At 74.2% G+C, this 14,610-nt stretch carries 8 protein-coding genes; 4 read left to right on the top strand and 4 right to left on the bottom strand.

Translation table 11 applies throughout. The features are described 5' to 3' along the window. Nucleotides 1–475 precede the first annotated feature (475 nt). Nucleotides 476–1,033 carry a MarR family winged helix-turn-helix transcriptional regulator gene (locus tag ACF08W_RS32165; protein ID WP_392281463.1) on the bottom strand — a complete coding sequence of 186 codons (558 nt, stop codon included), beginning with the start codon at nucleotides 1,031–1,033 and terminating at the stop codon, nucleotides 476–478. A gap of 154 nt (nucleotides 1,034–1,187) precedes the next feature. On the opposite strand from ACF08W_RS32165, the gene ACF08W_RS32160 reads away from it, so the two are divergent. Next, nucleotides 1,188–2,495: an MFS transporter gene (locus tag ACF08W_RS32160; protein ID WP_385216930.1), complete on the top strand. Its 1,308-nt coding sequence runs from the start codon at nucleotides 1,188–1,190 to the stop codon at nucleotides 2,493–2,495. Between the two features lie 32 nt (nucleotides 2,496–2,527). On the opposite strand, the gene ACF08W_RS32155 is transcribed toward ACF08W_RS32160, so the two are convergent. Together ACF08W_RS32155 and ACF08W_RS32150 are read right to left on the bottom strand one after the other, a co-directional pair. After that, nucleotides 2,528–4,261 (bottom strand): SpoIIE family protein phosphatase, encoded by a 1,734-nt coding sequence (locus ACF08W_RS32155; protein WP_392281462.1) that lies wholly within the window; start codon nucleotides 4,259–4,261, stop codon nucleotides 2,528–2,530. 187 nt (nucleotides 4,262–4,448) lie between these two features. Then, entirely contained in the window at nucleotides 4,449–5,891 is a 1,443-nt protein-coding gene (locus tag ACF08W_RS32150; RefSeq protein WP_392281461.1) for an NAD(P)/FAD-dependent oxidoreductase, read from the bottom strand. 338 nt (nucleotides 5,892–6,229) lie between these two features. Between ACF08W_RS32150 and ACF08W_RS32145 the strand changes: the two genes are divergently transcribed. Together ACF08W_RS32145 and ACF08W_RS32140 are read left to right on the top strand one after the other, a co-directional pair. After that, nucleotides 6,230–7,075 (top strand): TetR/AcrR family transcriptional regulator, encoded by an 846-nt coding sequence (locus ACF08W_RS32145; RefSeq protein WP_392281460.1) that lies wholly within the window; start codon nucleotides 6,230–6,232, stop codon nucleotides 7,073–7,075. A 401-nt stretch (nucleotides 7,076–7,476) separates the two neighbouring features. Beyond that, a complete protein-coding gene (locus ACF08W_RS32140) occupies nucleotides 7,477–9,435 on the top strand; it encodes a sigma-70 family RNA polymerase sigma factor (RefSeq protein WP_392281459.1) in 1,959 nt (652 codons plus the stop codon). Between the two features lie 70 nt (nucleotides 9,436–9,505). On the opposite strand, the gene ACF08W_RS32135 is transcribed toward ACF08W_RS32140, so the two are convergent. Next, nucleotides 9,506–11,617: an asparagine synthase-related protein gene (locus ACF08W_RS32135; RefSeq protein ID WP_352279824.1), complete on the bottom strand. Its 2,112-nt coding sequence runs from the start codon at nucleotides 11,615–11,617 to the stop codon at nucleotides 9,506–9,508. A gap of 1,135 nt (nucleotides 11,618–12,752) precedes the next feature. On the opposite strand from ACF08W_RS32135, the gene ACF08W_RS32130 reads away from it, so the two are divergent. Further along, a complete protein-coding gene (locus ACF08W_RS32130; RefSeq protein ID WP_385216909.1) occupies nucleotides 12,753–14,477 on the top strand; it encodes a sporulation protein in 1,725 nt (574 codons plus the stop codon). Nucleotides 14,478–14,610 lie beyond the last annotated feature (133 nt).

Genomic DNA, 14,610 nt, shown 5'->3' with positions numbered 1-14,610 from the left:
TCCTTTGTACTCACCCTCTCGGGCTTTCCTCCGGGCTTTTCCCTTCGGTCTTGCGTTTCCGACTCTATCAGACTCTTTCGAGTTCCGATTCCCGGCCGAAGCGGGTTCCGCTTTCCAGTTCCTCGCTTCCGCGATTCCCTTTCCGGCGGTTCCGACTCTATCAGATCTTTTCGGGCCTGATTCCCAGTCAGCGGGGTTTGTCTTCCCGGCCCTTGGGCCGTTCCGACGCTCAAACTCTAGCGGATTTTCCCGGCGACTCATAATCGAGTCTTCGAAATCAATTTCGGCATGCCGAAATTGCTCCCGATGGGAGATCGTGCTGAGTTTTGGTTGCCGCGCTCGGCGGCGGGATCGGCTGTCACAGAACCGTTCCGGCTCCGCGACAACTCGAAGAACCTTACGGACCAGCCAGAGGGGTGTCAAGCCCGCAGGTCAAGCCCTTTTACCGGCCCCGGTCAGGCCCCGCCAGGCCCGGTCAGTCCAGGTCGGTGAGGCGGCCGCCGGCGTCCGGCTGAGCGTGCTCCACCCGGCGCAGCAGGCGGATCAGCATGTCGCCGAGGACTCCGCGCTCCTCGCCGCTGAGGTCCTGGAGCAGGTCCTCCTCGAAGTCGGTGGCCATGCGCATCGCCTCCAGCCACTTCGTGCGGCCCTCGTCGGTCACCTCGACGATCACGCGGACCCGGTTGTTCTCGTCCCGGTCCCGGGTGACGAGGCCCTCGCCCGCCATGCGGTCGATGCGGTGGGTCATCGCCGCCGGGGTGAGGCCGAGGCGCTTGGCCAGCTCGCCCGGGCCCAGGCGGTACGGCGAACCGGAGAGCACCAGCGTCTTCAGGACCTCCCACTCGGCGTTGCTGATGCCGAGGGCGGCGAGCTGGCGTCCGTACGCGACGTTCATCCGGCGGTTCAGTCGGCCCAGCGCCGATACGACCTGCTCGACCTGAGGGTCCAGGTCGCGGAACTCGCGCTGGTAGGCGGCGATCTGTTCGTCGAGGCCCGGCTCCTGCGGTCCGGGCTCCTCGGTGGTGTCAGACATGGCGGGCAGTATGGCACGCCCTCCAAAGCCATCGAAGTCCTTCGACCTATATTGTTGACGTTCTAACTTTAGTGCTAAAGTCTTCGGGTTCGAGTCGTTCGATGGCTCGCCATGTCGTTCCGAGACCTTGAGGAAGGTGAGTGTGACCAGGGAGATGGGTGCAGCACTGCGGCGGATCCAGCTGGGAAGCGCGCTGAGCGCGTTCGGGCTGGGGTTCACCGTTCCGTATCTGTACGTCTATGTGGCGCAGGTACGTGATCTGGGTGCTGGCACCGCGGGAGTCGTACTGGCGGTCTTCGCCATGGCGGCGCTGGCCGTGCTGCCCTTCACCGGGCGGACCATCGACCGGCGCGGGCCGCTGCCCGTGCTCGTCGTGGCCTCGGCGGTCGCCGCCGTGGGCGCCGTGGCGCTCGGGCTGTCGTCGGGGGTGACCGCCGCCGTGCTGTCGGCCGCGGTGCTCGGCGCGGGGACGGCGGTCATGCAGCCGGCGCTCGCGACGATGCTCGTGTGGTGTTCCAGCACCGCGACCCGCACGCGCGCCTTCGCCATGCAGTTCTTCCTGCAGAACCTCGGGCTCGGCATCGGCGGGCTGGTCGGCGGGCAGATCGTCGACACCGCCCGGCCCGCCTCCTTCACCCTGCTGTTCCTCATCGAGGCCGCGATGTTCGTGGTGCTCGGCGTCATCGCCGTCACGGTGCGGCTGCCCCGTACCGCGTCCGTTCCCGGTGTCAGGCCCTCCGACGGGGCCAAGGCGCAGGGCGGGCTGCGGGCGCTGCTCTCGCACCGGGCCATGGTGCAGCTGTGCGTGCTGGGCTTCGTGCTGTTCTTCGCCTGCTACGGGCAGTTCGAGTCCGGGCTCGCGGCGTACGGGACCGAGGCCGCCGGGATCCAGCCGTCGACGCTCGGGATCGCGCTGGCCGCCAACACCGCCGTCATCGTCGTGGCGCAGTTCGTCGTGCTGCGGCTCGTGGAGCGCCGCAAGCGCAGCCGGGTGATCGCGTCGGTCGGTCTGATCTGGGCGTTCGCCTGGATCGTGGCGGGGTACGCGGGGCTCGGGCACGGCAGCCAGACCATGGCGACGGCCGCGATGATCTCCACGTACGCGCTGTTCGGGCTCGGTGAGTCGATGCTGTCGCCGACCGTGGCGCCGCTGGTGGCCGATCTGGCGCCGGAGTCGATGGTCGGGCAGTACAACTCCGCGTTCGCGCTGTGCAAGCAGCTCGCGCTGGCGGTCGGGCCGGCCGTGGGCGGCCCGATGGGCGCCACGCTGCACGGGCCGTACATCGTGACGTTCGTGCTGTTCTCGCTGGGGATCACGGTGCTGGCGCTGCGGCTGGGCCGCAGGCTCACTCCCGTGCAGGACCAGCCCTCGCTGGCCGTGGTGCCGTCCAAGGTGGTCGCCACGTCACGGCCGGACGCCGGGACCGGGGCCGAGGTTCCGGCGGCCGTCGCCGCACACTGACCCACCGGGGCCCCGTCCGATCGGACGGGGCCTCAGTGCGGCAGGGCGAACTCGCACCAGACGGCCTTGCCACCGCCCGGGGTGCGGCGGCTGCCCCAGGACGTGGCGATCGTCGCGACGATGGAGATGCCGCGCCCCGATTCGTCCGCCGGTTCGGCCCGGCGGCGGCGCGGCAGGTGGTCGTCGCCGTCGGTCACCTCGATGATCAGGCGGCGGTCGGTGCGCCGCAGGCCCAGCCGCATCGGCGGGGTGCCGTGCTTGAGGGAGTTCGCGACGAGCTCGCCGGCGGCCAGCACGCCCAGGTCGCACAGCTCGACCGGGAAGCGCCAGGACGTCAGCACCCCGCTCGCGAAGGCGCGGGCGCGCGGGGCCGCCTCGATGCCGCCGAGCAGATCGAGCGAAGCGTTGTGGAACAGCTCCGCGTTCGCCCCGGTGCGGGCGGGGTGCTGGACCACCAGGACCGCCACGTCGTCGTCGTGCTCCGCGGTGACCCCGAGGGAGCGGATCAGCCGGTCGCAGACCACCTGGGGCGAGCCCTTCGCGCCGGACAGGGCGCGCTCCAGGGCGGCGACGCCCTCGTCGATGTCCTCGCTGCGCCGCTCCACCAGGCCGTCCGTGTAGAGCACGGCCGTGGAACCGGGCGGCAGCGGGATCGTGCCCGAGGTGTGGATCCAGCCGCCCGTGCCGAGCGGCGGGCCGGTCGGGTCCTCCGCGCGGTGGACCGTGCCGTCCTCGGCGCACACCAGGATCGGCAGGTGGCCCGCCGAGGAGTAGACGAGCTGCCCCTCGTTGGGGTCGTGGACCGCGTACGCGCAGGTGGCGATCTGGCTGGCGTCGATCTCGGCGGCGAGGCCGTCCAGCAGCTGGAGCACCTCGTGCGGCGGGAGGTCGAGGCGGGCGTAGGCGCGTACGGCCGTGCGGAGCTGGCCCATGACGGCGGCGGCCCGCACCCCGCGTCCCATCACGTCCCCGATCACCAGGGCGGTGCGCCCGGCGCCGAGGGTGATGACGTCGTACCAGTCGCCGCCGACCGCGGCGTCCGTGCCGCCGGGCTGGTAGGTGGCGGCGATCCGGAGGTCGTCGGGCTGCTCCAGCTCCTGGGGAAGCAGGGAACGCTGGAGGGTGACGGCCGTTTCGCGGTGGCGGCGCTCGCTGGTGCGCAGCCGCTCGGCCGCCTCGGCGTGGTCGGTGACGTCGGCGGCGTAGACCAGGACGCCGCGCTCGCCGGTACCGGCTCCGCCCTTGCCGCGGCCGGTGCGGCGCCGGCTGCCGGGGGTGCCGTCACGGAGCGCGGTGTCGTCCGTGGCGCCTCGGTGCACCGGGGTGCAGGTCACGGTGTACGAGCTGCCGTTGCGGACCTTGCGGGACTTGACCGTGCGGGGCGTGCCGCTGCGCAGGACCTGGTCCATGAGGGGGAGCAGGCTGAGTTCGTCGAGCTCCGGCATGGCCTCGGCGGCGGGGGCGCCGGTCGGGCGGGGGCCGAAGGCGGCGGTGTAGGCGTCGTTGACGTACGCGATCCGGTGGTCGGGGCCGTACACCAGGGCCACCAGCGCGGGCAGCTGGCCGAGGATCTCCCCGGCGGAGAGGTCCTCCACCGCGGAGCCGCCGGGCCGGGGATCCGTGCCCGGGCCGTCGTCAGGCGGGTGGGGGCCGGCCTCGGGCCGTGCGTACTCGGCGCGGGCCGGGGGCACGGAACTGCGGTCGTCCCGTGCGGCGGCGCGGCGCTGCGTTCCGGGTAGGCGGGCGCTCCAGCGCGTGAAGTTCACGGAATCTCTGGCCTCGTGTGTCGGTCTGGTCCGCTCTCGCGGGATGCTCACTGTCGGTCACTGCCGGCCGGGTCACTCTGTGCAGATGTGGGCCCACCTATGGTCACACGTCCAGTGTGACGGACCGTACGGACAGTTGTCGGCACGGGCCGCCGTCCGGCGCGCGGACCGGCGGGCCGACGGCACGTCAGGGGCCTTCGCGCGGTGGGCCGTCCGGCCCGGAGGGGGACCGGGGGCCCGGTGGGCCGTCCGGGCGGGGGTGACCGCCGCCCGCGGCGATCTCGAACTCGGCCCGCGGGTGTTCCAGCGAGCCGAGGGAGACGATCTCGCGCTTGAAGAGCGCGGCGAGGGTCCATTCGGCAAGGACGCGGGCCTTCCGGTTGAACGTCGGTACGCGGCTGAGGTGGTACGTGCGGTGCATCCACCAGGCCGGGAAGCCCTTCAGCTTGCGGCCGTAGACATGGGCGACGCCCTTGTGGAGGCCGAGCGAGGCGACGGAGCCCGCGTTGCGGTGACGGTACTCCTGGAGGGGCTCACCGGCGAGCGAGGCGAGGACGTTCCCGGCGAGGACCCTGGCCTGGCGCACCGCGTGCTGGGCGTTGGGGGCGGTCCGGGAGTCCGGCTCCGTGGCGGTCAGGTCCGGCACGGCGGCGGCGTCGCCGGCGGACCAGGCGTGGGCGGTGCCCTCGACGGCGAGCTGGGCCGTGCAGCGGAGCCTGCCGCGTTCGTCGAGCGGGAGGCCGGTGGCGGCGAGCAGGGGTGCGGGCTTGACGCCCGCGGTCCACACCAGGGTGCGGGTCGGGAAGCGGGAGCCGTCGCTGAGGACGGCGATCCGGTCCTCGCAGGACTCCAGCCGGGTGTCGAGGCGTACGTCGATGTTGCGGCCGCGCAGCTCGCGGATGGCGTAGACGCCCAGTTCGTCGCCGACCTCGGGGAGGATGCGGCCGGACGCCTCGACGAGGATCCACTTCAGGTCGTCCGCCGTGATGTTGTGGTAGTACCGCGCGGTGTAGCGGGCCATGTCCTCCAGCTCGGCGAGTGCCTCGACGCCCGCGTACCCGCCGCCCACGAAGACGAAGGTGAGCGCGGCGTCGCGGATGGCGGGGTCGCGGGTGGCGGAGGCGATGTCCATCTGCTCGATGACGTGGTTGCGCAGGGAGATGGCCTCCTCGACGGTCTTGAAGCCGATGCCGTGGTCGGCGAGGCCGGGGACCGGGAGGGTGCGCGAGACGGAGCCGGGGGCGAGGACGATCTCGTCGTACGGGATCTCGAGGGCGCCGGTGCCGTCCTCGCCGGTGGCAAGGGTGGTGACGGTCGCGGTGCGCCGGGTGTGGTCGAGGGTGCGCACCTCGCCGATCACGATGGTGCAGTGCGCGAGGACCCGGCGGAGCGGCACCACGACGTGGCGCGGCGAGATCGATCCCGCGGCGGCCTCGGGCAGGAACGGCTGGTACGTCATATAGGGCTCGGGGGTGACGACGACGATCTCGGCCTCCCCCCTTCTGAGCTTCTGCTTCAGCTTCCGCTGGAGGCGCAGCGCCGTGTACATCCCGACGTAGCCGCCGCCGACGACGAGAATGCGCGTACCCGGCGGGGGGCCGAGGGGGTTCACCCCGGAATCTGAAGCCATCACCACCCCATGACGCAACGTGCTCAGGAGTTTGTCCACAGCCTGGGCAAATTGTGTGACCGGAGGTTCTCGGCGGGCGGTTGCGGCGCGGTACGGCGGAATGGGCGGAGCCGCGCAGGTCAGGGGTCGGGGCGGGGTATCCGTGCGGGAGACCAATAGGTGGCCAACCGGTCCTTGCTCCGATCGGGGGGCGCTCCGTGCGGAACTACCCCCTTCTGAATTGAGCCGGGCTCAACTATGTTCGTAGGTCGCCGGGGTGTCGGTCGGGACGTTGATCCGCTCCCTGGCTCAGACGGCGGGAAGTCTCCGGGGGGAGACGTCATAACCGGGGGAAAGTCATGCATATTCAGGAATCTCATTGGCCGACCACTGCTGCCGTTACGCCCCATTCGTCCGATGACTCCGGGCGGAACGGATCGGTGGCGACGGTCGGGGCGGCGGCGCAGCCGGCCCCGGGCGTCACGGCCGGGGCCAACGGTGCGCCGGCCGGGGCCAACAGCCGTACGGCTCCGCTCCGGGTGGACGCGCAGCGCAATCTGGAGCATGTCCTGCGCGCCGCCCGCGAGGTCTTCGGTGAGCTGGGCTACGGGGCCCCGATGGAGGACGTGGCACGGCGCGCGAGAGTCGGCGTCGGCACGGTGTACCGGCGGTTCCCGAGCAAGGACGTGCTGGTCCGGCGGATAGCCGAGGAGGAGACCTCGCGCCTCACCGACCAGGCCCGCACCGCGCTCGGCCAGGAGGACGAGCCCTGGTCGGCGCTGTCGCGCTTCCTGCGTACGTCGGTGGCCTCGGGCGCGGGGCGGCTGCTGCCGCCGCAGGTCCTGCGGGTCGGTGCCGAGGACGGCGAGGCCGTGGTGACCGGGGAGCCGGTGGGCGCACCGGTCGACGGCCGCGACGAGGCCCGGGTGCCGCAGCAGCGGCAGACGGTCGAGTCGGCGTCGGACGGGGAGAGCGGTGTCGAGGACGACGACACGGGCGCCGGTGAGCTGCTGGAGGTGGTCGGCCGCCTGGTGGACCGGGCACGTGCCGCCGGTGAGCTGCGCGGGGACGTGACGGTCGCGGACGTGCTGCTGGTGATAGCGACGGCGGCGCCCTCGCTGCCCGACGCGGCCCAGCAGGCCGCCGCTTCGAGCCGGTTGCTGGACATCCTGCTGGAGGGGCTGCGGTCCCGTCCGGCCGCCTGAGCGACCCGGGGGGGCGGTGCCCGTACGGCGGGCGCCGCGCCCTGTACGGCGGTGGGGCGCGGCGGGTGCGGTGCGGCGGCGTGGGTGGCCCGATGTGGCGGGGTCTCGTTCAAGGCCCCGCCAGGTGCCCGTCGTCGCCCCGGCCATCCGCCCGGTCCGGCCGGTCTCCGTGTCGTCCGGCCGCCGTACGGGGCTCTTCCGAAGAGGTCCGGTGCTCGTCCTCGCGCGTCCGACGGGAAATGGAGATCACCAAGCTTTCCCCGAATGAATGGCCTTTAGTACTCACATTCGGAAAAACGCCCCGGATGAGTGGTTGCCAGGGCTGAGGGTCCGTCGTGATTACGCCATGTGGCACTCTTGCCCGAAGTTTGGGTCCGAGAGCGCATACGGGGGCTACCGCGATGAGCGGTGACGGGCAGCAGGAAGAGTCGTTCGACGACGTCTCCGCCCTGGGCGGTGCCGCAGGAGCCGGCGGGTCGGCCCCCGCCCGCCAGGTGCCGAGTCAGGGCGGGTCCGCCCGGTCCGGCGGTGACACCGGGGGCGGCACGGTGCTGCCCGGCCCGTGGTCGGCCCCGACCGACCTTGACGCCGGGGCCGTGGCCGGGGCCGGGGCCGCGGTGCCGATGCAGCGGGAGGGCGGCAGCCCCGACACCACCACCGCCCCCTCCGACGCCGAGCTGATCCGGCGGATGCGCGACGGCGACGACCATGCGTACGAGGAGCTGTTCCGGCGCCACTCCGACGCGGTACGGCGCTACGCGCGCAGCTGCTGCCGGGACGCCCACACCGCCGAAGACCTGACGGCCGAGGTCTTCGCCCGCACCCTGCAGGCGGTGCGCCGGGGCAAGGGCCCCGAGGAGGCCGTACGGGCCTACCTCATGACCGCCGTCCGCCATGTCGGCGCCGCCTGGACCAAGACCGCCAAGCGTGAGCAACTGGTCGACGACTTCGCGGTGTTCGCCGCCCAGGCGGCCCGGCCCGCCCGGCTGTCGGACACGGACACGCTCGACCTCGGGGCCGATGTGCTGGCGATGCACGAGGCCGAGCGGTCGATGGCGATGCAGGCGTTCCGCAGTCTGCCGGAGCGCTGGCAGGCGGTGCTGTGGCACACCACCGTCGAGGAGGAGTCGCCCAGCGCGATCGCCCCGCTCTTCGGGCTGACCGCCAACGCCACGGCGGTGCTGGCCAGTCGGGCCCGCGAGGGCCTCAAGCAGGCGTACCTCCAGGCCCATGTGAGCCGGTCGCTCACCTCGGGCGGCGACTGCGCGCGGTACGCGGACCGGCTCGGCGCGTACGCCCGGGGCGGGCTCCGCGTGCGGGCCGAGCGCGGACTGCGGGGCCACCTGGAGGAGTGCGCGAAGTGCCGTATCGCCGCCGGTGAGTTGGCCCAGGTCAACGCCGGGATCCCCGCGCTGCTGCCGGTTGCCGTCATCGGCTGGTTCGCCGCGGGGTACGTACTCAAGGCCGCCGGGGTCGCGGCCGGTGGTGCGGTGGCCGCCGCGGGGGCGGGTGCCGCCGCGGCCACCACCGGGAGCGGTTCCGGCGGAAGCGCGGCCGGTGGCGCCGCCGCCTCGGAGGGGCTCGGTGCCCCGGTGAAGGCCGGTATCGCGGCGGCGGTCGCGGTGGCCGCCGCGGCCGGGCTGGTCTGGGCCATGACCGGGAGCGACGCGCCGAAGCCCGAGGCCGAGCGCCCGGTGAGGCCCGCCGCGGTGGCGCCCCCGACGCCCGCACCGCCGCCGCCCAGCCCCGAACCGCCCGCCCCGGCGCCCGCGACGCCCACGCCCCCGGCACCCGCACCGCCCCCCGCGCCGAAGCCGGAACCCACCCCGCCCCCGACCCCGCCCCCGACGCCCACACCCACGCCGACGCCGACACCCCCCGCGCCGGAGCCGACGCCGACCCCCACCCCGGCCCCGCCCGAGCCGACCGTCTACCAGGTCAGCGAGTTGAGGTACTCCCTCATGGGCGACCACACCGAGCCCGAGGTGGTGATGGGCGAGAGCAGCTGGCTCTGGCAGCGCTCCCAGGTGTCGATCGGCGGCACGCCGTACGCGCCCGGGGTGACCGTCGGCGCCCGTTCCTCCGTCACCATCCAGCTCAACCGGCAGTGCACGCGGTACGAGGCGATGGCCGGGCTCGACGATCTGACGCTGGGACTCGGCTCCGTACGCTTCTCCGTCCTCGACGGGGACGGGGCGCTGCTGTGGCAGTCGCCGGTGGTGAACGGGGACGAACCGGCCGTACCCGTGAGCGTCGACATCACGGGCCGCGAGCGGATCCGGCTCGTCGTCGAACCCGCCCGGCGCGGGAAGCCCGTGGCGCTCGCCGACTGGGCGGTTTCCAGGATCAGTTGCCGCTGAGCGCGGGGCGGTGGGGCCGCCGTCCGGCGTGGTCCGGAAGAGGGCGGAAGGGCGACGGAAAGAGGACGCTCTACGCCTGGAGCGTCCGCCTGCCCGGTACGACGCCACCGGCGACCGCGCGCTGACGGGGGGCCGCCGTACCCGTCCAGCAGGTGCCGCGGCGCGCTACCAGACGGCGCAGCCACAGCTCCGTGGAGGCGAGGTGGGCGAGGCCGTCCAGCGGGAGCGGTGCGCCGTCGGCGGCCGCGCGCAGCGCCTTCCGTACGACGCGGGCCTCGACCAGCCCGGCGTCGGCGAGCAGCGGGGCCTCGAAGAGCGCGATCAACTCCGGCAGCGCGGCGCGCAGTCCGGTGCGCGCGGTCGCGTCCGCCGTGGCGTGCGAGGGCGCGCCCCAGCCGGACGGGAGGTCGTGGACGCCGGCCCCGGCCAGCACCCGGCGCAGGACCGTGGCGCGGGCGCCCGGCTGGACCCGGAGCGATTCGGGGAGCGCGCGGGCGGCGCGGACGACCTGGTTGTCGAGGAACGGTGCGTGCAGCCGCTGGCTGCGGTTCTCGGCGGCCTGCTCCAGGATGCGGTGGTCGGCGGCGTACCGGGCCAGGACCGCCCGGGCGCGGGCGTCGCCGGGGCGCTGTACGGAGACGGGCCGGACGGCCGCGTCCTGGAGCCGGGCCGCAACCTCGGCGAGCGCCTCCCCGGTCAGCCAGCGCGCGGCGGGCCCGGGACGCGACCAGGCGAGGGCGTCGAGCGATGCCTCGGCGGGGGTGTCGAGGGCGGGGGCGTTCCGGTTGGCGTCCGGCAGCCGGTCGGCGGCCAGCTCCAGGCCGGCGCGGTACGACGTACGGGACAGGCGGCGGGCCGCCCGGTAGACGGTCAGCGGGACGACCAGGGAGTGCGCGCTCGGCCCCTCCGCCCGGGCGAGTGCGGCGACCGGGCGGAGCAGATGGCGTCGGCGGCGGTCCATCAGCAGGTCGGCGAGGCGGGCCGGGTGGGCGTCGAGGACCTGGCGGGCGCCGCCGCCGACGAAGTGGTCCGCGCTGCCGGAGGCGAGGCGTCGGCGGTGGCGCTCGGCGACGACGAGGGCGGGGGCGGGTTCGTCGGTGAGCGGGCCGCCGCCGAGACCGGCGTAGGGCAGGGCCTCCTCGCCGGCCGGGACGACCACGTGGTGCAGGCGCGGGTCGGCGGCGATGACGCGGGCCCGTTCCAGCTCCTCCTCGTGGCCGTGGGCGGTGAGGTCGTTGAGGGTGACGGCGAGCAGCCGCGTCCCCGCACCGGTGCCGTGGCCGAGGAGGGTGCCGGGGAGTCCGGGGAGACCGGCGGCGAGCAGGGCGAGGGTGGCGGAGGCACTGCCTCCGGACAGGTCGGCGCCGATGCCGGGGACCGGTGCGCCGCGGGCGGCCCGCCGGTCGGCGGGGCCCATGCCGGGGACCGGGCCGGGGTCGGGCGGCGCGGTCTCGGGGGCGTGGCGCGGGGCCAGCAGCCGGGCGCGTACGGCTTCGACCAGCGCGTCGCGCACCCCGTCGACGGCGCTCACCGGGTCCGTCTCGGGCGCGGCCACGGCGAGCGAGGCCACCGCCTCGTAGCCGGTGATCTCGCGCGAGCCCTCGCGGAGGATGAGCGCGTGGCCCGGCGGGATGCGCTTCACCCCGGCGTACGGGGTGCCGTCGCGCAGCGCCTGCGGGGTCTCGGGGCAGGCGAGGAGGGCGGCCAGATGGCCGATGTCGAGCTGGGCCTCTATGAGGTCGGCGAGCGGGAGCGCGGCGGTGGCGTACGCGGTGCCGCCCGCCCAGGGGGTGTAGAAGACCGGGCGGGCACCGGCGAGGTCGCCGATGACGGTGATCCGGCGGCCTATCCGGACGACGGCCGTGTAGCTGCCGGACCAGGAGGTGAGGTGGCGCAGCGCCCCGCCCCGGGCGGCGATCAGTCCGGAGCGCAGCTGTTCGTCGGTGGCTCCGCAGCAGCCGAGGACGGCGATCCGGGCGGGGGGCTCGCCCGGTGCGGTCTCGACCGAGACCAGGCGGATCTCGTCGGGGCGCCAGTCGCCCACCGCCCAGAGCGGGTCCGGGTCGCCCCACAGGAGCTGGGAGCCCACGGGGTGCATCGCACGCCCCTCGTCGAGGGGTCCGACCGCGCCGGCCGTGCCGAAGCTCGCGGCGATACTGCTCCACCCCACCAACCAACGCAACGCCGCCTCCACAGGCTGTGGACAAAACGGCGCAGCGGGGCACTATCGGGCGAACTCCGGTAACGCGTGACGCCGTTGCGAACATGCTGCCACGACAACGGCGCGCGGGAGGGGCCGTGTGGGGCGCACGTCGGACGGGCATGCGCCCCTGGCAAAGGCCGGGCGCCGCGGCCGTCGACGGCGAGCGGCACCCCGTACTCCGGGCGGCCGCTGCGGCGCGTACGCTCAGCGAGCGACCGTGGACCGTACGCGCCCCCCTGCGCGCCCCTCGCGGACCGGAGGCGCCGGACGGGATCCGGTCACCCGGTAACCGTCCGCGCATGCCCGGAAGGCGACTGGCGGAAGGCCGTCGAGATGTCCGCACCCCCGGCGACCCAACCTCGAACAACCGACGACATTCAGCCATTTTCAGCGTGCGCAGGAACGTCGCGAGGGCGGACCCGCCGCACGGGAAGTCACCTTTCCTACCGCTTCGTTCCGCAGGACGTCCCGAAGGCTCCCGCGGGTTCGCCGGGGCCCTGCGGCGGCCGTCGACGATCTCCGCCGGAGCCGCCCGCGCTCGGTCCGGGAGGCGTCGTCCGCCTCCCGGACCGGTCCGCCGCCTGCGGGGAATGAGGCGGCGGTGTCCCCCAGCCCACTGAGTCAGGTGCAGTGGGCCGACCCACGCAGCACTCATGGAAACTCCTCCGAAACCGCCGGACGAGAGCGCACTGCCGGGCGCACGGCCACACACCAGGAGCACGTGCCGGACGCCTCGCACGGCACCGCCGCCGCACCCCCGCGACCTCGCCGGACGGTGTCGCCGTGCGCCGTCGGCCGGGGTGCGGACCGCGCTCCGGCCGGCCCCCGCGTCCCGCCCGAACTCCCCCTGCACGAAGCCCGATCCGCGCCCCCGGCGCCCCCTCCGCGACGCCTGGCAACAATCCCGCCATACGGACGTCTGCCCCTTAACGGTAGGGATGCGGCGAACTACGCTGGGTGCACTGAGGTGCTCTGCAGGAGGCATATTCCCCGGGGCTCGGCCACATGCGTGTGCGGCCGGGGCGCCGGAACCGGTCTCCGGGGGAGGACCCGGTGCGAATGCCGCGCGCCGCGACGGCGACGCGGCGGCCGTCTGTGTGTCGAGGGGTGGCGCATGTCCAGGGAGCAACGCGGACCGAACGAGAAGCTCGGAACCGTTCTCGCCCTCGCGGGAATCAGCAACGCCGGGCTGGCCCGGCGGGTCAACGACCTCGGGGCGCAGCGCGGACTGACACTCCGTTACGACAAGACCTCGGTGGCCCGGTGGGTCGCCAAGGGCATGGTGCCGCAGGGCGCCGCGCCCCATCTCATCGCCGCGGCGATCGGCGCCAAGCTGGGCCGGCCGGTGCCGCTGCACGAGATCGGGCTCGCGGACGCCGATCCGGCGCCGGAGGTAGGGCTGGCCTTCCCGCGCGGTGTCGCCGAGGCGGTCCGTTCGGCGACCGAGCTGTACCGGCTGGATCTGGCCGGGCGCCGGGCGGGCGGCGGCGGCATCTGGCAGTCCCTCGCGGGCTCCTTCTCGGTGAGTGCGTACGCGACGCCCGCGTCCCGCTGGCTGATATGCCCCGCCGACGCGACGGTGGAGCGGGACGCGGGCGAGGCCGCGGCCCCCGGCAACCAGGGCACACAGGGCGCGCAGGGCGCACGCGGCACCACCGGGCCCCAGGCCCCCACGGGCCGGACGGCCCGGGGCACCGACCCGGCGCCGCCGTCCGGGGCACGCCCGCGTCCGGGCACCCCGGCCGCGCTGACCGCCCAGGCGGACCGGGCGGCGCTCGGCGCGCTCGGTGCGCTGGCCGGCCGGAAGACCGCGTCGATCCCCGCCCAGCCCCGCCCGGACAGCGCGTCCCCGGCGCCCGCCGAGAACACCCCCGACACTCCTCGTACCGTCGGCACCGCGCCCGCCGGTGACGTCTCCCCGCTGCGGGTCGGCCACAGCGATGTCTCCAAGCTCCGTGAGGCCGCCCAGGACGCCCGCCGCTGGGATTCCAAGTACGGCGGCGGGGACTGGCGCTCCTCGATGGTCCCCGAGTGCTTAAGAGTCGACGCCGCTCCCCTGCTGCTCGGCTCCTACAGCGACGAGGTGGGGCGGGCCCTCTTCGGAGCGGCCGCCGAGCTGACCCGGCTCGCCGGGTGGATGGCCTTCGACACCGGCCAGCAGGAGGCCGCGCAGCGCTACTACATCCAGGCCCTCAGGCTGGCGCGCGCCGCCGCCGACGTGCCCCTGGGCGGCTATGTCCTGGCGTCGATGTCCCTGCAGGCGACCTACCGCGGCTTCGCCGACGAGGGCGTCGACCTCGCCCAGGCCGCCGTCGAGCGCAACCGGGGTCTCGCGACGGCCCGCACCATGAGCTTCTTCCGCCTGGTGGAGGCCCGCGCCCACGCCAAGGCGAACGACGCCGCAGCCGCGGGCTCCGCGCTGACCGCCGCCGAGAGCTGGTTGGAGCGCTCTCGGGAGGGCGACGGCGACCCGTCCTGGCTGGGCTTCTACTCGTACGACCGGTTCGCCGCCGACGCCGCGGAGTGCCATCTCGACCTGAAGGCGCCCCGGCAGGTGAAGCGCTTCACCGAGCAGGCGCTCTCCCGGCCCACCGAGGAGTTCGTCCGCTCGCACGGGCTGCGGCTCGTGGTGTCGGCGGTGGCCGAGCTGGAGTCCGGCAACCTGGACGCGGCCTGCGCCGCGGGCACCCGGGCGGTGGAGGTGGCGGGCCGCATCTCCTCGGCCCGGACCACGGAGTACGTGCGCGACCTGCTCCACCGGCTCGAACCGTACGGGCACGAGCCGCGCGTCGCCGAGCTCCGCGAACGGGCCAGGCCGCTCCTGGTGGCGCCCGCGTAGCCACCGGCCGCGCGGGGCCGGCACCGCCCGTGCGCGGGGGGTCGGCACCGTCCGTGCGTAAAGATCCGGCACCTTACGGGGTCCCATCGGTTTGAGTGCGTTGTCAGTGGGTCAGTGCACTATCGGGGTGGGA

The organism is Streptomyces sp. NPDC015144 (genome assembly GCF_043079735.1).
GTDB lineage: Bacteria > Actinomycetota > Actinomycetes > Streptomycetales > Streptomycetaceae > Streptomyces.
This window is presented reverse-complemented; position numbering and strand designations above follow the sequence as displayed.